The sequence below is a fragment of the Microcystis aeruginosa FD4 genome (assembly GCF_009792235.1).
Taxonomy (GTDB): domain Bacteria; phylum Cyanobacteriota; class Cyanobacteriia; order Cyanobacteriales; family Microcystaceae; genus Microcystis; species Microcystis viridis.
This window is the reverse complement of sequence record NZ_CP046973.1, coordinates 1,575,416-1,594,666: the sequence shown is the minus strand read 5'-3', so window position 1 is coordinate 1,594,666 and position 19,251 is coordinate 1,575,416. Positions and strand designations below refer to the sequence as shown.

Annotated in this window: 22 protein-coding genes, 1 tRNA gene and 4 pseudogenes; 15 read left to right on the top strand and 12 right to left on the bottom strand. The window is 40.4% G+C overall.

Translation table 11 applies throughout. From position 1 onward, the window contains the following. The first annotated feature begins 149 nt into the window (after positions 1-149). The 7 genes from GQR42_RS08160 to GQR42_RS08130 all read left to right on the top strand — a co-directional run bounded on the left by GQR42_RS08160 (position 150) and on the right by GQR42_RS08130 (position 7,052). On the top strand, positions 150-641 hold the full coding sequence (locus tag GQR42_RS08160) for a hypothetical protein (protein ID WP_158199580.1): 492 nt from the start codon (positions 150-152) through the stop codon (positions 639-641). A gap of 243 nt (positions 642-884) precedes the next feature. Then, a complete protein-coding gene (locus GQR42_RS08155) occupies positions 885-2,087 on the top strand; it encodes an ISAs1 family transposase (RefSeq protein WP_233271010.1) in 1,203 nt (400 codons plus the stop codon). A gap of 315 nt (positions 2,088-2,402) precedes the next feature. After that, the gene (locus GQR42_RS08150) at positions 2,403-2,798 is read left to right on the top strand and encodes a hypothetical protein (protein WP_158199579.1); all 396 of its coding nucleotides are present in this window, start codon (positions 2,403-2,405) and stop codon (positions 2,796-2,798) included. A gap of 180 nt (positions 2,799-2,978) precedes the next feature. Further along, on the top strand, positions 2,979-3,392 hold the full coding sequence (locus GQR42_RS08145) for a tetratricopeptide repeat protein (RefSeq protein ID WP_158199578.1): 414 nt from the start codon (positions 2,979-2,981) through the stop codon (positions 3,390-3,392). A gap of 143 nt (positions 3,393-3,535) precedes the next feature. Next, positions 3,536-4,654: a hypothetical protein gene (locus tag GQR42_RS08140; RefSeq protein WP_158199577.1), complete on the top strand. Its 1,119-nt coding sequence runs from the start codon at positions 3,536-3,538 to the stop codon at positions 4,652-4,654. Between the two features lie 47 nt (positions 4,655-4,701). Further along, positions 4,702-5,502 (top strand): hypothetical protein, encoded by an 801-nt coding sequence (locus GQR42_RS08135; protein ID WP_158199576.1) that lies wholly within the window; start codon positions 4,702-4,704, stop codon positions 5,500-5,502. Positions 5,503-5,552: 50 nt separating this feature from the next. After that, positions 5,553-7,052, top strand: coding sequence for a toxin-antitoxin system YwqK family antitoxin (locus tag GQR42_RS08130; RefSeq protein ID WP_158199575.1), 1,500 nt, complete (start codon positions 5,553-5,555; stop codon positions 7,050-7,052). 194 nt (positions 7,053-7,246) lie between these two features. On the opposite strand, the pseudogene GQR42_RS08125 reads toward GQR42_RS08130, so the two are convergent. The 6 genes and pseudogenes from GQR42_RS08125 to GQR42_RS08105 form a co-directional block, all read right to left on the bottom strand. Next, a pseudogene (locus GQR42_RS08125) lies at positions 7,247-8,819 on the bottom strand (IS1634 family transposase). A gap of 110 nt (positions 8,820-8,929) precedes the next feature. Next, positions 8,930-9,811, bottom strand: coding sequence for a tetratricopeptide repeat protein (locus tag GQR42_RS08120; RefSeq protein ID WP_158199574.1), 882 nt, complete (start codon positions 9,809-9,811; stop codon positions 8,930-8,932). Positions 9,812-9,815: 4 nt separating this feature from the next. Next, the gene (locus GQR42_RS28495; RefSeq protein ID WP_233271397.1) at positions 9,816-10,211 is read right to left on the bottom strand and encodes a DUF3110 domain-containing protein; all 396 of its coding nucleotides are present in this window, start codon (positions 10,209-10,211) and stop codon (positions 9,816-9,818) included. Further along, positions 10,206-10,526: pseudogene (locus GQR42_RS28490) on the bottom strand (Clp protease N-terminal domain-containing protein); the annotation flags it as partial. The gene GQR42_RS28495 and the pseudogene GQR42_RS28490, both read right to left, overlap by 6 nt. Positions 10,527-10,714: 188 nt before the next feature. Next, entirely contained in the window at positions 10,715-10,993 is a 279-nt protein-coding gene (locus tag GQR42_RS08110) for a hemolysin XhlA family protein (RefSeq protein ID WP_002756236.1), read from the bottom strand. Between the two features lie 69 nt (positions 10,994-11,062). After that, positions 11,063-11,242: a hypothetical protein gene (locus GQR42_RS08105; protein WP_158199573.1), complete on the bottom strand. Its 180-nt coding sequence runs from the start codon at positions 11,240-11,242 to the stop codon at positions 11,063-11,065. Positions 11,243-11,346: 104 nt separating this feature from the next. On the opposite strand from GQR42_RS08105, the gene GQR42_RS08100 reads away from it, so the two are divergent. Together GQR42_RS08100 and GQR42_RS08095 are read left to right on the top strand one after the other, a co-directional pair. After that, positions 11,347-11,607, top strand: coding sequence for a hypothetical protein (locus GQR42_RS08100; RefSeq protein WP_158199572.1), 261 nt, complete (start codon positions 11,347-11,349; stop codon positions 11,605-11,607). Beyond that, positions 11,594-12,013, top strand: a complete 420-nt coding sequence (locus GQR42_RS08095; RefSeq protein ID WP_158199571.1) for a PIN domain-containing protein — start codon at positions 11,594-11,596, stop codon at positions 12,011-12,013. The genes GQR42_RS08100 and GQR42_RS08095 overlap by 14 nt, the downstream gene beginning before the upstream one ends. A gap of 175 nt (positions 12,014-12,188) precedes the next feature. On the opposite strand, the gene GQR42_RS08090 is transcribed toward GQR42_RS08095, so the two are convergent. Next, on the bottom strand, positions 12,189-12,449 hold the full coding sequence (locus GQR42_RS08090; protein WP_158199570.1) for a DUF4926 domain-containing protein: 261 nt from the start codon (positions 12,447-12,449) through the stop codon (positions 12,189-12,191). Positions 12,450-12,501: 52 nt separating this feature from the next. Here GQR42_RS08090 and GQR42_RS08085 point away from each other — a divergent pair, with 52 nt between their 5' ends. After that, positions 12,502-12,768, top strand: coding sequence for a DUF1902 domain-containing protein (locus tag GQR42_RS08085; RefSeq protein ID WP_334310605.1), 267 nt, complete (start codon positions 12,502-12,504; stop codon positions 12,766-12,768). Here the strand turns inward: GQR42_RS08085 and GQR42_RS08080 are convergent. Then, the gene (locus GQR42_RS08080; RefSeq protein WP_158199569.1) at positions 12,749-13,072 is read right to left on the bottom strand and encodes a hypothetical protein; all 324 of its coding nucleotides are present in this window, start codon (positions 13,070-13,072) and stop codon (positions 12,749-12,751) included. The genes GQR42_RS08085 and GQR42_RS08080 overlap by 20 nt on opposite strands. A gap of 85 nt (positions 13,073-13,157) precedes the next feature. On the opposite strand from GQR42_RS08080, the pseudogene GQR42_RS29890 reads away from it, so the two are divergent. Further along, positions 13,158-13,300 (top strand): annotated as a pseudogene (locus tag GQR42_RS29890) (3-dehydroquinate synthase); the annotation flags it as partial. On the opposite strand, the gene GQR42_RS08075 reads toward GQR42_RS29890, so the two are convergent. Next, positions 13,274-14,413, bottom strand: coding sequence for a geranylgeranyl reductase family protein (locus tag GQR42_RS08075; protein ID WP_158199568.1), 1,140 nt, complete (start codon positions 14,411-14,413; stop codon positions 13,274-13,276). The pseudogene GQR42_RS29890 and the gene GQR42_RS08075 sit on opposite strands and share 27 nt — an antisense overlap. Positions 14,414-14,648: 235 nt before the next feature. On the opposite strand from GQR42_RS08075, the gene GQR42_RS08070 reads away from it, so the two are divergent. Next, the gene (locus GQR42_RS08070) at positions 14,649-15,833 is read left to right on the top strand and encodes an AAA family ATPase (RefSeq protein ID WP_158199567.1); all 1,185 of its coding nucleotides are present in this window, start codon (positions 14,649-14,651) and stop codon (positions 15,831-15,833) included. Between the two features lie 38 nt (positions 15,834-15,871). After that, a pseudogene (locus GQR42_RS08065) lies at positions 15,872-16,423 on the top strand (DUF4276 family protein). Positions 16,424-16,558: 135 nt separating this feature from the next. On the opposite strand, the gene GQR42_RS08060 reads toward GQR42_RS08065, so the two are convergent. Next, positions 16,559-16,951, bottom strand: coding sequence for a DUF4278 domain-containing protein (locus GQR42_RS08060; protein ID WP_158199566.1), 393 nt, complete (start codon positions 16,949-16,951; stop codon positions 16,559-16,561). 154 nt (positions 16,952-17,105) lie between these two features. Next, positions 17,106-17,504 (bottom strand): FHA domain-containing protein, encoded by a 399-nt coding sequence (locus tag GQR42_RS08055; protein ID WP_158199565.1) that lies wholly within the window; start codon positions 17,502-17,504, stop codon positions 17,106-17,108. A 291-nt stretch (positions 17,505-17,795) separates the two neighbouring features. Here GQR42_RS08055 and GQR42_RS27595 point away from each other — a divergent pair, with 291 nt between their 5' ends. Together GQR42_RS27595 and GQR42_RS08050 are read left to right on the top strand one after the other, a co-directional pair. Continuing rightward, a complete protein-coding gene (locus tag GQR42_RS27595) occupies positions 17,796-17,969 on the top strand; it encodes a hypothetical protein (protein WP_233271321.1) in 174 nt (57 codons plus the stop codon). 21 nt (positions 17,970-17,990) lie between these two features. Next, positions 17,991-19,040, top strand: a complete 1,050-nt coding sequence (locus GQR42_RS08050) for an AI-2E family transporter (protein ID WP_158199564.1) — start codon at positions 17,991-17,993, stop codon at positions 19,038-19,040. A gap of 1 nt (position 19,041) precedes the next feature. On the opposite strand, the gene GQR42_RS08045 is transcribed toward GQR42_RS08050, so the two are convergent. Next, positions 19,042-19,114 (bottom strand) — tRNA-Gln (locus GQR42_RS08045). Between the last annotated feature and the right edge of the window lie 137 nt (positions 19,115-19,251).

The window sequence follows — 19,251 nt, the reverse complement described above, 5'->3', positions numbered from 1 at the left end:
CCCAAAATGTCATCTAGATATTTCGACAAAATTGAGATGTACCAGGCATAACCATCTCTGTCATTACTTTTGAAAAATGGTATAAGCAGATGCGTAATATAGCTCAAATATCTCTTGTCCTCACTAGCACTGTCTTGAGTATTGCCATAATGATGGTCGCTCATCCAGCCTGCGCTAATACTACTTACAGTTTTACCCTCCATTCTAAAAGTGGGAAAACATTGGTCAGTGGCAGATTTACAGGGCGAGATGCTAATCGAGACGGTTGGATTGATTTGAAAGAACTCACCAGTTTTTCTGAAACAAGACCTTTGATATTTTCTGGAACTTGTCTAAGTGGCAGACTCGGAACAGGGTGGCGTTCTTCTTTCGACTTGAATAAACTGCCCGTAATTGTCCACAGTCTAAAGGATCTTAAGCATTTCAGATTTGCTCAAAGACAGCGCCAGGGAAATACATTTTTTGAATATGAGACCACGACGGAAAAACCAGTGGTGGTGCAAGGACTCCACTTCTGGATGAGTACTGAATTAAAGGAAGGAGGTAAAAAAGGGGCAATCTTTAGTGGGGTAGGTAATGGTTCAGAAGGAATCGAGTTGTGTGAGGTAGAAATAGAACAATTAATAGTAAGCCCTAAATAAGTGTTTAATACTAGAACTACTGACCCGCCTCATTCTGTCCTGAAAAAAGATTTTTTTAGATTGAGTTTATAGGAGATCAAGACAATGAAAAGTATTTATCAAAAACTGGCGATCCAGGGTAATCGCACGTCGTTTTGTAGAAAACGTAACAGACAGAGGTGACTGAATGTCATGCCTAGCAGGACGAGCTGATATAAGTTAATCTGAGAGGAAGCAAAAAGTTACATGGTGTAGCAGTTGAGCATGGCATCCGGTTTTGGTCTCCTAGTTTTAAACCCCAAGCAAGAGCGAGAGGCAAAGGTTTTAAGAAACAGTGTCTTGAAACATTTTCAGCATCTAGAAGACCCGAGGGCGGACAGGGGGCGCAATCATAGCCTAGTCTCGATAATTACCATAGCTATCTTGGCGGTATTAGCTGGTGCCGATGGGTTTGTCGCCATAGAAGCCTACGGACAAGCCAAGCAATCTTGGTTGGAAACATTTTTAGACCTACCGAATGGCATACCTTCCCACGATACCTTTGGCAGAGTGCTAGGGATGCTAGAACCCAAGCAATTACAGTCAGGATTCCTGGCTTGGATAGAGGAAATCACCGAGAAATTGAACATAGAACTAATCCACATAGATGGGAAAACGGCCAGAAATTCTTATGACCGAGAGGAAAAGCTGAAAGCTTTGCACACCGTCAGTGCTTGGAGTAGCGAACATGGGTTAGTCTTAGCCCAAGAAAAAGTGGACAGTAAATCCAATGAAATTACCGCCGTGCCGCACCTGCTGCAATTGCTCAATCTCAAGGGAGCGATAGTCACCTTGGATGCCATGGGAACCCAGACTGAAATTGCCCAACAAATCAAGTCTGGGGCTGGAGATTACGTCTTAGCCCTCAAAGGCAATCAGGGCAAGCTCTTTCAACAAGTAGAAGGCTGGTTTGACCAAGCTATAGCCGGGGATTGGCAAGGGATTGAATACAGCTACCACGAAAAGGTGGAGTCGGGGCATCACCGGCTCGAAACCCGTCAAATTTGGGTAGTGCCAGTGTCTCAATTACCGCCCCTGCATCGGCAGAGTCTCTGGCCTGGCCTAACCACCCTAGTCATGGTTCGCAGTGTCCGCCAATTATGGAATAAAACTACGACAGAAATTCGCTTCTTCATCAGTAGTTTAGCAGCCGATGCCCAAAAACAGGCCGAGGTGATTCGCAGGCATTGGAGTATCGAAAATAGTCTCCATTGGGTACTCGATGTTACCTTTAATGAAGATGCCAGTCGGATTCGTCTAGGCTATGGAGCGGAAAACCTAGGTCTGTTGCGCCGTTTAAGTGTGAATCTGTTAAAGCGAGAACCCTCAAAAATGAGCCTAAAGATGAAACGGTATAAGGCAGGCATGAACAATGATTTCATGGTGAAAATCTTAGCCGCCAGTGCCGTTGACAGAGAGGGGAGGTAGATGTTAATCTTGCAGTTGATCAGGAGTTTTGGGAATTTAAGGAACTGAGTAGATAAGCTCAGTTCGGGGTTTGTTAGGCCATAATGACTGGCAAAACCAGAGATTCGGTCGCCTTGTGCAGGTCAAAGCCTGAGTTGCCCATCGAATTTTAGACCTAACTCCTCGGAATTTGAGAACTCTATCAACATGCGATTACCCTGACTGGCGATCACTTCCGCAAGTGCAGTTTTAGGATTGGCAATTGTCATAGGAGTAAGTCCATCACTGGCTGATAGTTCCTATACTTTTACGATCACTAATTCTAGCAAAGAGACCTTGGCTCAAGGAACATTTAGAGGAAAAGATGCTAATAGAGATGGTTGGATTGATTCCAATGAGTTAACTAATTTTTCAATCCAACAAACAACTCATCTACATGGGTATCCTGAATTCTCAATTTCCCACACAAAAGAAGACCTTGATCCAGGCAGTTTCAAGTTTGCTGAAGCGAATTGGAAAAAGCGAAAAGATGGAAGGGCATTATTAGAATTTAAAGTCTATGGTGGCAAAGGAATAGTAATGGGATTTGGATTTTTCCTTGAGCAAGGAGAGGAGAAGCCAGAAAACGAAAAAGCAACGTGGCACGTTGTGTCTCCGGCAGGGGGAGAGTTGTACAACGCTTCTATGACCTTTCAGAAAGATTTAGCTGTATGGGTGAAACGGGGGAGGTAGTGAAGTCATAGAAAATTGATATTAGACCTCCTGCAAAAGTCAAAAAGTAATAACTCGTGATACAGAAAGCCCTGATTCTTCTCCCTATTTTCCCTATTCTTTATTCGCGGACTTATGCAGGAAGTCTATGAGGATTCAACAAAGATCATTCTAACTCCTAGAAATCTCAAGGAAGAAACCATGAATAAGCAAATCAATCATAAGCCAAATACTCGCCAGCGTTGGTTAACTTCGAGGTTGTTTTTCCGAAACGTTGTTTTGTTGAGTTTAACAACAATTTTTATTAATCCGATCGCTGCTAGTTATGCCCAATCATCTCCAATTCAGAACACAAATACTGATAGCTACATTATTGCTCAGACGAGTTCTAATGACTATCTTAATTTGGGAATAGAGCGTCTTAACCAAGAAGATTATCAGGGAGCAATTGAAAAATTTAACCAAGCCTTGAAACTCGATCCTAAAAATGCTTTGGCTTATTTCTGCCGAAGTATTGCTTATAGTGGGTTAGGAGATTACCAAAATGCTATTAATGATTATGAATCTATTGGAAAGTTGGAGGCTCAAATTGCTGATTGGGCGCAGACCAAGTGAACGACTATGGAGCTAGAGTCGGGCAAGTATACAATGAGAAACCCTGGGCAAAGCCAATTAATCCAATGGATCGAGTGTTTATTTCGCTTGAAAACCTTCCGTTTTCTGGAATTTCAACTCCAATCCGAATCATTCCACCCAGTTTGAGGAGAGTTCTAGAAGAGAGAGCTATAGAAGGTCGTCTAGCTCTCTCCCAAGAGATATCGACTTCAACTGCTAATAAACCACAACCCCCTAAATTACCCAACTCAGAAGAACAGTTAGTAGGAATGATGAGTCAGGAAGTTTCTGGGGGGACTAACAATCAACAACAAGCAACTAATTCTTTGACGTTCTTCACTGCTCCTGAAATTATAGCCCTTCGAGCAATTGAAGTAATTACCCAACAAGACCTTTGCCGTAGAGGTGATGATACTTTCTGTAACCAAGCCGTAGAACAGATTCTCAGTCGAAGTGGGGTCAATACCGTGGGCTGGATTAAAGATCGTAATGCCAATGATATAGCCCAAAATTTAGCTGTAAGGGCTGAACAATCTAACAGTGGAGTCAGGTTACTAACTGAAACAGAGGCTCAAAATTCGGCTAATCAAGGAAAGCTCGTCATTGCGGCGAAATCAAATCCAAGTGATCACGGTCATGTTGCCATAGTCATCCCTTACACGGGAGATAGGAAATGGTCAACAGGGGAAAAAGGAAACACTGGGGGACCGTTAGTAGCGCAAGCGGGAAACACAAACGGTATTTTCTCGGCTTATAGTGCCTTCAAACTTGAATCAAAAGATGAGGTTTCATCAATTAAATATTACGAAATTACCCCAACAGACAAGCCGCTTCCTCTCCAGAGTACCCCTCAGCAATTGCTTGATTGGCTCAATCAAAAAGAGTTGCCCCCAACTGTCAACTTAAGTTCGGGACGTTTTGACATCCGTGCCAGCTTGATACGAAAGGTACAAGATTGGCAGAAAACTGAGAAACCCGAAAGAAATGCGGCTCTTGAAGCGAAACTTGAAGAAGAATTAAAAAAGAGAAATCAGGAGGGATTGCCGCCACCGCCACCACCAGGAGCCAATCCTATCTTACTCAATGTGAATCAAGCCCAAGAACAGGGAGTAAGAGTAGAAGTAACAGGAACGGGCGATCGCTCATCCCTGAGACTCAGGGTGACAAATCCCCATCAGGATCAATGGCTGTTACTTGATGTTCCGAGGGGTTCAACCTTTAATCCAGGTACCCTTACTACTCAATATATGATGACTTACTAGCCTATGCTACCTTTCTTCGAGTTGGATATCAGAGCCCAGGAGAAATTATGAACAATTCCAACAAATTTAATCATCAGTCAATCTGTTTGCCACGCCTTGTGAAGAAACAGTGGACTTCTCTAGCAGCGATCGCCAGTTTTCTGGTACTGATTGTAGGAAATCTTGAGGGTGGACAACTTCTAGCCCAATCTCAGCCGGATTCCTACCGCATTGTACAAGGTTCTTCCTATGTCATTAGTGTGCCTCCGGGTAAAACAGTTGAGATTATCTTGCCGGCCGTTTGTCTAGACTATTCTAAAGACATTCCCAGTGCCAATAGTGGCTTTAGCTCAAGTCCTCAAAATGCCACTCCAGAACTACGTCGATTACTAGAGCTACATGACCGAATGCTGATACAACAAGAGGATTACAAACGCTCTATGAAGCAGATATTATCTTTACAGATCCTGACTATTGAGACCCGACAGATACGGATGCCTGATGGCAAAATTGAAACGGTTGACCTTCCTTTTAAGACTGCCCTAGATGAAGCCTTCCAATATGCCATTTGGGAAAACGATCCAGCTTTTATCCAATCTTGGCAGAAACAAAAAGAGGAGCGGGAGCAGGAAAAAAGTGAATTTGACGCACAAATGAGGGAAGCCCAACAAGTGATTGCTCAATTAAGAGCTACGGGTGTTGATTCAAGTTTAGTAGCAGAACTGCAACAATTAATTGATGGGGCAAAACTTATGATGGCTGAAGCAGACTGGCAACTTAAATGGATGAATGGAGTTGAAATCTTAGCTCATCTCATGCGTCAGGCGGTGGGAGCAGAACCAGTCGAAGGGATTAGTAATCGTCCTTAATTTTGAGCGGAAATCACCTTTTTTCGAGATAGATAACATGGGCGAAACTTATGAAAATTAACCTTAAACTTCTCAATTTATGTTTAATTGCTCTCCTCAGCTTTGGGATGACTGATGTAGTTGGCTATCGAGTCTCTGTTGCTCAGACATCCCCAGAATCGATGTCCGGGCAAGGTAGGGTAGTCAACGGACTTCGACAAGGACAGTGGGAATTCTCTCATCCCGGCGGTCAATCTTGGGTCAAGTGCCACTATCAAAATGGTAAGCTGCACGGGGCTTGGGAAGTCCGCTATTCTGATGGGAGGGTCGAAGAAACGGGCAGTTACCGGGACGGCAAGCACGAAGGGCAGTGGGTCTGGTACTATCCCAATGATAAAGTGTACCTGCGAGGTCATTTTGTTGCCGACCAAAAGGATGGTCTCTGGGAATCCTTTGACGAACAGGGTAATCTTTGGTGGAAAGGGTCTTTCTCTCAAGACCAGAAGCACGGCTTGTGGGAAGCTTGGTCAAAAGGCATCCTGGTTGAAACGGCTAATTTTTCCCAAGGCATTCAGGAGGGGGAGTGGCGCAGCTTCCACAGCAACGGGAAAGTTCACTTTCAGGGACAATTTCATCAAGGTAATAAAGTTGGTATTTGGAAAGAATACGATACAGCAGGGAGAGAACTGGCATCCATCAACTTTGGTGTGTCTAATCAACCAGTTCAGCCTCCACCGACTGACGAATTACACCTAGCCAAACAGGAGTTGCGAAAGCGACTCAATCCCACTTTCCAAATAGACAGTGCTGGACCGTTTTTAATTGCCAGTGAAGCCCCGAAATTCATGACAGATAGGGTGAAAACTTATACAGTCCTCTGGCTTCACCAGCAGATGCTACGAGACTTTACCCGAAAAGCTCCCCCCACTGGTAGCAAGACAATCTATCTCTTCCAGACTCCTGAGTCTTACAATAACTATACCTTGCAGTGGTACGGTTACGTTCCCTTAAACGCTGCCGGCTTTGCCACAGACGATGCTTTAATGGTCAATTTGGCTACGGGAACGGGAACTTTAGCCCATGAGTTAGTCCATGCTTATTTACACGCTGATTTACCCTCGATTCCCCCGTGGATTGATGAGGGATTGGCTTCTTTATTCGAGCAAAGTGTGGGTGTAAACGATCAGATTCGGGGGTTGCCCAATTGGCGACTGCCCCTACTAAAAGAGGCTATCCGAGAGAAGCAACTTGTTCCGCTCACTGAGTTAACCCGGCTTGACAGAAACGCCTTCAGTGGGGATGGCATTGAACTTCACTATGCCGAGGCTAGATATTTATGCTACTACCTCCAAGAATTAGGGCTTTTGCGTCAATTTTATCGCACCTATCGAGACAACTATCAAACCGATCCTCTTGGTATTGATACCTTGCTGCAAGTTCTGAACAAAGACAATCTTAAGGATTTAGAAGCAGGCTGGGTTGGTTTCATCAATACATTAGTAAATAGATCAGCAATTCTCATTTTGAACCCCACATTCCGCACTTCAAACACACTTCAAAATGTAGGATGAGCAAAATATGATGGAAGTCACACCCAAAAATGAAACCAAACCGAAATTTAAGCAAGCCTCAAGAATTTACTGAAAGTGAAACTTGTTAAAAACTTAAATTTAAACAGGATAAAACTCAAGTGATATGATCATGACTCATAACACTTTGTTTTTGATTAATCTTGATTTTCTGGAAATTTAGCAACTAGATTGGCTTAGTTGATGAGATAATATTTTTGACAATTAATCGAAAAATATTGAAGAATATTAAGAATTTTATCAGTTAAATTGCTAACCATCTTTTCCCCATTAATTACCACCACATGGATTCCTTGTAATTCTTGAAATATCCATCTCATTGTCGGTCTATTTATCAGTTTTCCTAATTGATTTTTAATCATTTCTCTGCGACTCTGTAGTTCATTCCTGAGCTTTAGAAAGCCCAATGCTATAAACTAACAAACATAATCCCATTAACATTCCCATTGTTTCAATTCTTTGAGGGGTTTTCAAAAATACACTATCGGCTAAAAATAAGGGGTCTTTGAGAAACCGAAAACCCCGTTCACAAGATTGTTGCGCTTTGTATTCCCTGAGCATTTCTTCTGATGATAATTCTTCCGTATTTAGCACATTGGTAGCTATAATAAACTTGCCTGCTTTAGCGATTTCTTGGGCGATTACTGCCGAGTTTTCTTGAATAATTCCTTGGCAATTACTGACTTCTTTTTTTTGCTTGTTTAACTTTTGCTTATATTCTATCCCAGCAATGTAATGATATTTTAGTTGCTTCGTAAATTGTTTGACTTCAGCTTTAAGTTCAGCCAGAGTAACTGCTCTTTTTCCCTGCCATTTGCTCAACTGTTTCTCTATTTGTTCCCTTTCTTTTTTCACTTTTTTCTCTATTTTTTCTTCCTCGGCTTTTTGTCTCATTTCACTTAATACTATTAGCCATCTTTGCTTAACCCCGTGATAATTAACTTCTTGCTCCCTATACTTATATCGACTATCTTCGCTCATTGTTAACTCGTATTCTGGAACATTTGTCATAACTTCTTGGGCTTTTTTGCTTGTTACTGGAACCCGCGTTAGCCATTTAGTCTTTCCTAATCTATGTAAGTTCTTGGCTGTATATAAAGCACTATCTGCTACATAGATTGTTGACCAATTCAGATTACTTTGACACTTCTCAATTAGTTCACCAAAGATAGTTTTATCTGATTCATTTCCCGACCCGATTCTCATTAATAGTGGAACATCCCCATCACTACTTACCATCAAATCAATCATAAATTGCTTCAAATCTGGACGACGCTCTCTTGAATATCCGTGAGTTATTTCGATACTTCCCTTTCCTCCTTCTTCTAATTTATATTCTCCCTCAACCGATATTGAACTCGAATCTAAATGACTATATTTTGTGATAATTTGATATTTTTCAACTACTTTTAGAGATATATTTATCCATAATTCCTCTAGAGAATATCTCCAGATTTCATCCATTACTCTCCCAATTTTATGCTCATTTATTTCCTCGGCTTTGATTCCTTCTCCCAGTAGCTCTTCCACGGGTTTATTAGCAAAAAATTGAGGAAATAAATACAAGGGTTTCGAGATAAAATCTAATCCATTGATAATTATTCCTTTGACTATTTGACCCGCCGTTACTTTTTTTAACCTATCTATTCCTACAGCCTCATTAACAATACTTTCTATTTCTAATTCATCAATCAGACCTGCTACTAATCCCAAATGGTCTAAGTTTTTGATTTCTATTTCTGCTCTCATTTTAGTCAACGATGTTTCCTTTTTTTCCCCTTTATTATCTCATTATTCCCTCTTTGAAGTAGTCCCACAGGAACGATACTTTATTAACTTTTGTGTCTTTTTTGTAGCAATTATGTTCTGCGTCCCCGAAATTGCTTTGAGCCATGGACAATTTCCAGGCGCCCACTCCCCACCTTCAAACGTAATCTTACTATACTACAAACTGAAGTGCGGAATGTGGGTTGTAAATAAACATTGCCGAGATTATTTTGTACTTTTGCCCATTCCTTGGGAAAAGTTTCAATATTATAGATGATTAAGGAGTTTTCGCAATAGCTAATGGCTATTTCTATATTCTCTTTTTTCTTTTGCTCAATTATCTCTAAGTTAGTAGTTTGTAAGTAAGCATTGACTAACTGAATGTGGGTATTTGCCCATTCACGGGGAAAAGCATCGAAGGTACGCACTTTTAAAGCTTTTTTACAACAATCAATAGCCGTTTTTATATTCTCTGCTTTATCAGCTTTTATTCTTTCAATGTAAGCATTGCTCATATTATGTTGCACCATTGCATATTCATAGGGAAAAGCATCTAGAGTATAAATTTTTAACGCTTCTTGAAAACAATTAATAGCCTTTTCTATGTTATCAGTTTTTTTCTCTTCAATTCTCTCAGCGTAAATATTTCCCATATTCATTTGCGTCATTGCCCAATACACAGGGAATATTTTAGGTTGATAAACTATTAAAGCTGCTTGATAAGCTTTAATGCTAATTTCTAAATTATTTTTGAGGCTACCAAAAGGAAACTCATTAATTAGATTTCCAAATATTAAAACGACTGCTGCTGTAAATTGTGCTTTTTGTGGATGCAGATTAGAGAAGATATTTGTAGCCCATTGATCAAGAAATTCTCCAAAATTTTCATCGAGTTTATCTAAATTGTTTTGACAGAAAGTATAAACTGCTTCAGGATTAAACCTATTTTTATCAATAAGCGAACTCAGTTGCAAGACATTATCTATCTAGAAAAATTTGATAGTCTTCAGGTTTAATTTTCTTTGGAGTTTCGTTTCCTACTCTTTGATTAGGAGGAGTTATAGTTTTTCCTTCTGGTACAAATTCCCAATCGTATCCTGACTGGTGACAAAAATAGAGAATCTCCTCGGATTTTATTGTTTCAACACTTGGCACAGGAAAATTCTGTTTTCTTAATTGTCGTGCAAAATTAGTTGCATCTGCTGAAGATTCAAACATTAATATAGTTTGTTTTTCTTGATCAGTTATTGTATGAATCCCCTCATTATTTGTTCCTGCATTGTAGAGAAGAACATAAACAGTTTGAGGTAACTGATTAGAGGGTTGCCACTGAAAATACTGACTCAAAGAAACAGTTAAATCTTGCGGATTCACCCGTAAGTTTTGTAAAATTCTTGCTGTACTTTCCCCCTCTTGAATAATTCCAATGAGTAAATGCTCTGTCTTAATAGATTCATGTTCTAATTGCCGAGCAATTGAAACCGCATTGTTTAAAACCAATTTTGCCGATTCTGTAAAAGGAAGTTCTACAGTAATCATTCCTGAACCCCTTCCTAGAATTTTTTCAACTTCAATCCGAGCATTTTTTAGCGTTATTCCCTGCTATCTTAAAACCTTCGATGCAATTCCTGTTGCTTCACCGATTAACCCTAAAAATATAAACTCTGCCCCTACAAAATTATGCCCCAAACGGCGCGCTTACTCCTGCACTAACATAATTACCTTAATCGCTTTCTCTGTAAACCGTTCAAACATAATTTAGACTCCCTATCACTTCTAAACCACGAAACTTATCAGAACTACAACACCTTGATCTGCCATTCCGCAAAAAATTGGACATAATTGAATGAGGACTATAATGAGGTTAGGGGTTATACTTATGATTGAGGAAAAGGAAGAATAATATAGCGAATGACCGTTCCTAGTAAAGCCGTTCCCAAAATTCCAATTAACGTCCAAATTTGTGCCTTTTGAGAGCCTTTTATTTCCTTTGTATCATCTTTTAAACTTTCAATATCTTTTTCTAAACCATCGACTTTTTCCTCTAATCTAGCTTGTCCAATTTCTAGACTATTCAGACGATTATCAAGTTTTTCTAGTTTCTGATTAATTTCACCTAAAATTTCTTTCAGATCTTGTTCAATCGTAATTGACATCTGATGATTCTCCTGATAATGATGGTTATCAGTATTATTGTATATTTTGTCTCAAGTGCTTGTCAACGATTACGCCTCATTTTCCCTTCCTGCTTCCCTGTATTGTTGCGCTACAGCTACCATTGTCTGCACCAAACCCTCATCCACCAATTCGCGATTTTGCGACAGGAGATTAGCTTCTTCGCCGTCAGCACAGGTTAACAGGGATTGAACGAGATTTAGGTAAGCGGGGATAGGTTGTTCGTTCATTGTCTGGACTGTGATTTGTGTGATTTTTTGATGGACTATGATTTTTTTGGGAGGGGGATGACTCTATAATAGGATAAGCACTCTTGATTGTCAGCGATTGTATTATGGAGATTACGATTCACCTAAACGACGAACAAAGAGAAAAACTGTCTTATATTCAGCAAAACAGTGATCTTAATGTTGAAACCTTACTTAATGATGCCATTGATCAACAATACGGAGCATTAAACTCTTCAACCTCTAATTCTTTAGAAATTCTCAGAAAGAGTGGCTTTATTGGGTGCAGTGCAGGAGAAAGTGATCTTTCAAGCAACTATAAAACAATTTTAGCCCAAGAATGGTCAGAAAAGTATGATAATCGCTGATACAGGGTTTTGGTTAGCTTTGGCTAATCGTGACGATACACACCATTCTCAAGCAGAATTTGTGATTGCATCTATCAATGAACCTTTAATCACAACTTGGTGTGTTATTACAGAAACTTGCTATCTCTTACTCACTCGCTTAGGAAATCATGCTCAATTGCGCTTTATGGATAATATTCTAGAAGGAGGAATCATTGTTTTTGAATTAAAAAATTCTCATATTAAACGAATGAGAGAATTAATGACACAATATGGTGATTTACCGATGGATTTAGCAGATACTTCTTTAGTTATTTTAGCTGAAAATTTAGGCCAGGGCAGAATTTTGACTTCTGATTGTCAAGATTTTTCAATTTATCGGTGGAATGAAACTAGAAACTTTGAAAATTTGAAAATTTGTTTTTAGAATATCCTTAAATCATCCTTGATGGCTTATCCGTTGAATTGATTAATGAGGGTTAGGTAAGCGCTTGTATACGTTTAATTCAGTTGTAAGCGATTAATGATTGATCGTCAAGGGTTGGGGATTGGTGGTAGGGTTGTCAGAAAGGCGATCGCGCTGTAAGTTACAATTACGATAATTAAGCAACTTCAAGTTCATAATGTAAAACAAGTAACTCATCTTCTTTTAAAATAGCTATAGCATATTCCCGTCCTTGATTATCAGAAAATTCTACCAAATATTGCTTTTCTCCGTTTCGTTCATATACTTCCACTACCGTTCCAACTTGTCCACTTGGTAAGCTTTCTATAGACTCATATTCTGGTTCAACTAAAGTTAATCTTTCCTTAGTAACAGGATTGGTAATAGCCACAGTATCTAAAAATAAAATATTTTTCATATATTGTCACCTAATAAATGCAGAAATAAGACGAGGATTAGAATTAGTCGAAGTGAGTTCCCAAATAGTCCGAAGTTGCATTCCTTCGTACCAAGTAGAAGCATTTTGGGATCGAGAGGCGCAAGTGTGGGTAGCAGAGAGTGAAGATATTCCTGGATTAGTCACCGAAGCTGATACCATCGAAGCTTTAACAGCTAAATTACGACAGATGATTCCAGAATTATTACAACTCAATCATCTAATTACTCTTGAACCTCAAGAAGCGATAACTTTTGAACTAAGTTGCCTGAGGACTATGATTAAGGATTACCTGAAATAACGAATTTACCAACTGCTACTAAAAAACCTCCCACCGCAGTAATTAAAATACCAATTATTGTCCAAATTTGCGCTTGTTGTGATCTTTTAATTTCTTTGACATCTTCCTTAACAGAATTTATCTCTCCCCTTACGGAATTTATTTCTCCTCTTACAGAATTTATTTCTACTTTTAATACTTGTCTTTCGCCTTTAGCTTCTGTTAGCTGAATTTTTATATCTGTAACATCTTTTTGGACATTTTCTAGTTTTTGACTAATTTCTGTTAGAATTTTTTCAAGGCTTTGTTCAATCATCACTGACATTTATTTTCTCCCCTAATCAGAAAGATTATCAATCATTATAGTCGATATTCAGACAACTATTATCCTTGCTGCCTCCCTGAATTTCGAGGCACTTACTGCCGATAAAAAGGTCAAAGATGGCAAAGTTAGATTTATTTTACCCACGGCGATCGGGAAAGTAACCATCAGCGATCGAGTTACCTCCCCATGGTAAGAGAAGTTTTACCCCCAACCAAATCCGGGCAATAGACGTTTTTTCAATTGTTGCATCGCTTGTTCCGTAACATCCCGGTATTTTAAATCTCCCACGAGAATACGCCCCATCAGTTGACCGGCGATCGGACGTTTAACGGCGACATGGTAGGCGATTTGGGTAAATTGATAGAATAAACCAGCTAATTTGGCCGCTAAAGCCATATCTTCCCCCCATTCTTCCCGAATTATCCGACTATAGTTCGCTAAAGCCCGATTATCCCCAGCTAAAGCTCGATCGATCGCCTCGGCTGCCTTAACTCCCGTCAAAATTGCCGGACGGATACCCTCACCGATAAGAGGATCGAGAATCCCCGCCGCTTCTCCTGTAATTAAGGCATTTTGGGCGTGTAGCGGTTGATTTCCGTTCCAAAGGGCTAAAGCATACTCACTATAGCGATAATCCTGTAAATTCCAGCCCTTTTGACGGGCATAATTTAACAGTTGTTTTTTCATCTCCTCGGATTTGATGCTGCCCTTAAAACAACCACCGCTAATTGTGTAACCATTAGACTTGGGAAAAGCCCAGATATAACCATTTTTTAGGGAACCAAAATCAAAAAAAGCTTTTTGGGGTGGAATAGTCGCTTCTGCGTTAGTAATTTCCAGAGCAGCACCGATCGCTTCGTTTTTCGCTGGTAATCCTAACCAGCGACTGGTATTACCCCTAACACCATCGGCAGCAATCAGATATTTGCCTGAAAATGTTCCTTGGGATGTGGTAACTTGCCAGTGATCTTGGAGGAATTTGATCTGGGTAACTTCGCTGTTATCTTGGATGGTTGCCCCGACTGCGATCGCCTGTTGACCTAAAAAATCATCGAAACGATCCCTTTGTACCATCCACATCGGTTCTAGCATATTTAACTTAGTGGTGACGGTATCCCCCTGTTTCCAAGTAAACTGTACTTGCGTGACGGTATTCTCGATCACGGGGGTAAAGTCAAAATCAAACCATTGCTTAATTGCCGGGGATACCCCACCACCACAGGGTTTATAACGGGGTAATTTCGCTTTATCGAGGATCAGGATCGAACGTCCCTTTTTAGCTAGATGATAACCCGCCGTCGCTCCTGCTGGCCCCGCACCGATGATAATACAGTCAAACATTTGTACTAATTTAAGTCGTTGAACAAATTTATAGACAATTTACGCTATTTTGGGCAACTTGTGTTGAGTCTGGTTTCTTGTCCCTTCCTCAGTCGGTTGAGCTTATATACTTTCTAGCTGATTTATCCCCCAATGTCCAAGAGAGTCTAATCTCTGGCTTTTTTTTGCTAATTGATCAATTATCTTCACCTGATCAATCGTATAATCAAAAAAACTATAACGGCTCGATTATGTCATGAAAATTGTTTCTATTAAAATAACCAACTATCGTATGTTTAAAAATATACACATAAGAGATATTCCTCCTTTTTGCGTGATTATTGGAGCTAATGGTACAGGAAAATCTACCCTATTTGATATTTTTGGCTTTCTGCGAGATGCCCTCAAAAACAACATTCGCCAAGCTTTACAAATTCGCGGCGGTTATAAAGAAGTTATTACCAGAGGTCAAGAAAAAGAAGATATTGAAATCGAACTGCAATTTCGGATGAAAATCTCAGATACAGAACGTCTGGTTACTTATATACTCAGAATTGGACAAGAGGAAAATCGCCCCATGATCAAACGCGAAATACTTCGCTATAAACGGGGTGAACACGGTGCACCTTTTCATTTTTTAGATTTTCACCGCGGTCAAGGATATGCTATCACCAACGAAGAAGATTTTAGTAAACCAGATAAAGAACTCGATCGAGAAGAACAACAGCTAGAATCTAACGATATACTAGAGCTCAAAGGATTAGGACAATTTCAACGTTTTAAAGCCGCTACTGCCTTTCGTTCTCTGATTGAAAATTGGCACATTTCCGACTTTCACATTAGCGAAGCTAGAGGAAGTAAAGAAATATCTTACGCTGAACACTTATCCCCCACGGGTGATAATATGGCAACAGTTGCCCAATATATTTATCAACAATATCCCCAAATTTTTCAGCAAATTCTCGAAAGAATGAAACAAATAGTTCCGGGTATTTCCTCTGTGGAGGCCAAAGAAACCGAAGACGGTCGTTTGATTTTACGTTTTCAAGATCAAGCATTTAAAGACCCTTTTATTGATCGCTATGTTTCTGACGGGACTATGAAAATGTTCGCTTATTTAATATTACTATTCGATCCCAATCCTCATCCCCTACTCTGTGTCGAAGAACCAGAAAACCAACTTTATCCTACTTTATTAAAAGAACTAGCCGAAGAATTCGCTCACTATAGCTATCGGGGGGGTCAGGTATTTGTTTCTAGCCACTCCCCCGATTTTATCAATGCGGTTCCACTAGCTAGTATTTTCTGGCTAATTAAATGCCAAGGTATCACCCAAATCCATAGGGCTACCGATAGCGAAATCCTCAAAAACTTAGTAGCAGAAGGCGATTTACCCGGCTATCTTTGGAATCAAGGCTGGTTTGAAGGAGTAGAACCCTAATGAACTATGATAGCGTATTTTTGCTAGAATAGTCATCTATAGAAAATGTGTTAAACGAACTTTTACCTAAAATTATTCCCCCAGAAATCAGCTATATATGTATTAGTCATTAAGGTAAACAAGACCTAGCCAAATCTATTCCTAAAAAACTCAAAGCTTTCAAGAAATCTAGTCCCAATACCAAATTTATTATTGTCCACGATCAGGACTCCCACGATTGTCAAAAACTCAAAAAGGAACTAGGAGAAATTTGTCAAAATGCCAGTGATGCTCAAGTCTTAATTCGGATTATTTGTCATGAATTAGAATCTTGGTTTCTGGGAGATTTAGCGGCGGTGGCCAAGGCATATAATTTAAATAGTCTCGGACAAAAACAAAATAAAAGTAAATACAGAGAACCAGACCAGCTTAACTCGGCCAAACAAGAACTACAAAAGCTAGTCAAAGAGTATTATGCAGGAACCCACTCTAAACAGATTGCCCCCCATCTTTCCTTAACTGAAAATAAATCCCGTAGTTTTCAAACTTTTATCCAAGGTATCAAAAATGTTGTGGAAATGATACAACGCCCCAATCCGAACCCGAACTAAAATAGACCTCGACCTAATATAATTGAAAGCCTGTAAGATCCTAACTAGGGTGATAATTTCTATCGATAAGATTTTTGCGCCCAAAAATATTCCCCCCGGCAGAACCGAGGGGAAAGTGGCAAAAAAACTGCTAGATTAGCAGTTTAAGGCTAAGTCTTGGGATTCTTTTTTCAAGAGATTAACGAGGGTTTCGTCACCATTCTCTTGAGCGATTTGTAAACGACGTTCCAGACGAAGACGAATATTGTTCAGATGGATGCTAGAAAGGGTTTCCTCTTGGACAACAACAGGGGGTTTGACAACGGGCAACGGACAAGTGTTCGGGGCAACTTGCCCAGCAAGATGAGGACGGGTGCTGTAGGCAACCCCACGATACTGACGATGTAGTTTCGGCTCTAATTGGAGCATATGGCGAGGATAATGGTGATTCCAGTCTTGACCTCGGTATTTACCCCCGATATCTCCAGTCTTCATCTCCAAGGGGAGAGAATCCCTTTCGTACTTAACTCCTCGATAGGCTAACGTCATATCACCGACTCCCTGCAATGCTTTAAAGTTACTTTAATCCCCCTTGTCGTCCCCATTTAGGGACAACAAATGAAAAGATCTTACTTCTTATTCTGTATCTATTTTTACATTTTGTTAGGGAACTTGATAAAACTTTATAAAAATTTAATATTTTCTAGTTGACCATAGTATCCTTTTCTGGCTGAGTTTGGTCGCCTGCCAAAGGAGCCTCTAGGGGGTTGAGGATTAATTTGGGTTGCTCGTCCTCATCGATGAGACGAATTTGAATTTGGGGGCCGGAGGCGGCTAAACGAACCACCATACCATTGACGACGGCGGTTTTCTTGATCGGTTTGCCATTGAGAAACGTCCCATTTGCCCCTAAATTTTCCAATTCCCAATCATCGCGATCATTACGGCGGATTTCTAAGTGCCGCCTCGAAACCACAGCACTATAGAGAACTACATGATTATCCAGCGCCCTGCCGATGAGAATGGTTGATTGATCATTGCCAAATTGCCAATGTTGTAGGGGCGTGGCTTGACTGGGGTGTAAAAGAGTTAAAGTGATCACGGTGATTGTTGACGGCACGATAGAGGCGGTGGACAGGGTAAATCTTATTGGCTATCGAGATTCATCCTTGCCACCAAGTCTTAAATCCTAGCAATGAATATCTCTAGTTAATTGACTAAGCCCCTTCTATTGTCTCATACTTTCCCGTTCCCTCTAAACCGACCTCCCCCAGAAAATCTAGCCACTTCGCCCTAGTATTAATAAAACTGATGGGGGATGATTTCCACATTTTCACCAATTTTTACCCTCTTCAGGGATAAGATAGTGCTTGTGTCACCTAAACATTGATCTATGAGCGGCTTTATTAGAAAAATAATCTTGATATCGGCTTTAATTTCCCTGGGAATTAAATATCTTGCCCCTTTATTATCGATCGCTCCCAGTCCTCTTAACACTTTAATTCTGGTTTTTACTCCTTTTCTGCTCACGGTTTTTGCTCTCTGGAGACGGACAATAACTGATTAGGAATTTTTCTCCTTACTGATCATGACTTTTGGCAGCAGCCTCGGTTTAGTCCTGTTAGTCTTTTGTCTGTTGATTCTCTGGCAGATTCGACAGATTCTCTTATTATCATTGATGGCGATTATTCTCGCTCAGATTTTAAATTTGGCTGTGACTTGGTGGCAGCGTCATCACCTCAAGCGTTCCTACGCCCTAATTATCACTCTTTTTGGCTTTTTTATTGGTATTATCGGTATTTTTCTGGGGATTATACCCGCTTTAGTCCAACAATTTCGCCAATTATTTAGTTTATTACCCCAAGCTATAGAAAGACTCTGGGGACAAGTCCATAGTCTTGAGGATTATCTCGATCCTAGTCTGGCCAGTGTCTTCCCGGACTTTAAAACTCTGCTCGCTCAGTTACAACCCCTGATTAACCAAATTGCTGGCCGGGGTTTGAGCATTTTTTACGGCACTTTCGGCATTATCCTTAGCTTACTGCTAATTGTTGGCCTGAGTTTGATGATTCTCGCCGATCCTGCCGCTTACCACCGTTGTTTTCTGCGTTTATTTCCTGCTTTCTACCGTTCTAGGGTACGATCGATCCTAGAACAATGCGATCGAGATTTAAAAGCTTGGCTAAAAGGGATTTTCTGTCATATGTTGATTATGACCTTGGGCAGTTGCCTGGGTCTATCCCTGATTGGCATTCCCCTCGCTTTTTCCCAATCTATCTTGGCAGGATTTCTCACCTTTATCCCCAACCTCGGGCCAGTTTTAAGCACGATTTTACCCTTTTCTATCGCCCTTCTGGAAGCTCCCTGGCAACCCTGGGCAGTTTTGCTACTCTACAGCAGTATTTATCTGTTAATTCAATATTTCGACTATCATCCACCGCTGCCCATTTTAACGGTGCGGTCGCTCAAGCTCTTACCCGCTTTTACCCTGTTGGCCCAGTTGTTTTTCGCCTCGATTTTTGGCTTTTTAGGGCTATTTCTGGCGGTTCCCCTAGCGCTTATCGCTCGTATTTGGCTAAGGGAAGCTTTGATCAAGGATATTCTCGATCATTGGCGGACTGGGAATAAAAAATCTTAAACTGGGGATCTAGGATTCGAACCTAGGAAATGGCGGGACCAAAACCCGCTGCCTTACCGCTTGGCTAATCCCCATTGGACAGACCTTTTTAATATTAGCATTTATCTCCCCGGTTTTGTCAAGAAGTTGATAAAAATTTTTTGCTCAAGCTAAAACCTATTTTAACCGCCGGCTATCTTGGGGTTATGGTGATCAGCTTATCTGAGCGAAG

Bases quoted from the DNA above. Each gene is read 5' to 3' on its own strand.
- GQR42_RS08060 (WP_158199566.1), bottom strand. From the start codon at position 16,951: ATGACGTTAGCCTATCGAGGAGTTAAGTACGAAAGGGATTCTCTCCCC.
- GQR42_RS27595 (WP_233271321.1), top strand. From the start codon at position 17,796: ATGAGCGGCTTTATTAGAAAAATAATCTTGATATCGGCTTTAATTTCC.
- GQR42_RS08050 (WP_158199564.1), top strand. From the start codon at position 17,991: ATGACTTTTGGCAGCAGCCTCGGTTTAGTCCTGTTAGTCTTTTGTCTG.
- GQR42_RS08155 (WP_233271010.1), top strand. From the start codon at position 885: ATGGCATCCGGTTTTGGTCTCCTAGTTTTAAACCCCAAGCAAGAGCGA.
- GQR42_RS08135 (WP_158199576.1), top strand. From the start codon at position 4,702: ATGAACAATTCCAACAAATTTAATCATCAGTCAATCTGTTTGCCACGC.
- GQR42_RS08130 (WP_158199575.1), top strand. From the start codon at position 5,553: ATGAAAATTAACCTTAAACTTCTCAATTTATGTTTAATTGCTCTCCTC.
- GQR42_RS08160 (WP_158199580.1), top strand. From the start codon at position 150: ATGATGGTCGCTCATCCAGCCTGCGCTAATACTACTTACAGTTTTACC.
- GQR42_RS08090 (WP_158199570.1), bottom strand. From the start codon at position 12,449: ATGAAAAATATTTTATTTTTAGATACTGTGGCTATTACCAATCCTGTT.
- GQR42_RS08100 (WP_158199572.1), top strand. From the start codon at position 11,347: ATGGAGATTACGATTCACCTAAACGACGAACAAAGAGAAAAACTGTCT.
- GQR42_RS08145 (WP_158199578.1), top strand. From the start codon at position 2,979: ATGAATAAGCAAATCAATCATAAGCCAAATACTCGCCAGCGTTGGTTA.
- GQR42_RS08105 (WP_158199573.1), bottom strand. From the start codon at position 11,242: ATGAACGAACAACCTATCCCCGCTTACCTAAATCTCGTTCAATCCCTG.
- GQR42_RS08095 (WP_158199571.1), top strand. From the start codon at position 11,594: ATGATAATCGCTGATACAGGGTTTTGGTTAGCTTTGGCTAATCGTGAC.
- GQR42_RS08075 (WP_158199568.1), bottom strand. From the start codon at position 14,413: ATGTTTGACTGTATTATCATCGGTGCGGGGCCAGCAGGAGCGACGGCG.
- GQR42_RS08110 (WP_002756236.1), bottom strand. From the start codon at position 10,993: ATGTCAATTACGATTGAACAAGATCTGAAAGAAATTTTAGGTGAAATT.
- GQR42_RS08080 (WP_158199569.1), bottom strand. From the start codon at position 13,072: ATGTCAGTGATGATTGAACAAAGCCTTGAAAAAATTCTAACAGAAATT.
- GQR42_RS08070 (WP_158199567.1), top strand. From the start codon at position 14,649: ATGAAAATTGTTTCTATTAAAATAACCAACTATCGTATGTTTAAAAAT.